The 468-nt window shown below is 63.7% G+C and carries 1 protein-coding gene; it reads left to right on the forward strand.

Features of this window, described 5'->3' with window-relative positions:
* A partial coding sequence (locus FV222_RS28950; protein WP_147816538.1) for an IS3 family transposase occupies nucleotides 1–468 on the forward strand: 468 nt, incomplete at both ends.

A 468-nucleotide genomic window follows, 5' to 3' on the forward strand; every position in this document is an offset into this window, starting at 1 on the left:
GACGATGAACATCTCCGAGCGCCGTGCCTGTCGGGCGCTCGGTCAGCATCGCTCGACACAGCGCAAGGTGCCGCGGGGCCGCGATGATGAAGAGGCGCTGACAGCCGATCTCGTGGCGTTGGCCGAGAAGTACGGGCGCTACGGCTACCGCAAGATCAGTGCGTTGCTGAAGGCGGCCGGATGGTTCGTCAACGACAAGCGTGTCGAGCGCATTTGGCGACGTGAGGGGCTGAAGGTCCCAGCCAAACAGCCCAAGCGAGGGCGGATCTGGGACAACGACGGCTCCTGCGTCCGTCTTCGCCCGGAACACCGCAATCACGTGTGGTCATATGACTTTGTCGAGGCGCGCACGCATGACGGGCGCAAGATCCGGATGCTCAACGTGGTCGACGAGTTCACGCACGAATGCCTGGCGATCCGGGTCGCCCGTAAGCTGAAGGCAACCGACGTCATCGACGTGCTCTCGGA

It is taken from the genome of Methylobacterium sp. WL103, assembly GCF_008039885.1.
In the GTDB taxonomy this organism is placed as follows: Bacteria; Pseudomonadota; Alphaproteobacteria; order Rhizobiales; family Beijerinckiaceae; genus Methylobacterium; species Methylobacterium cerastii.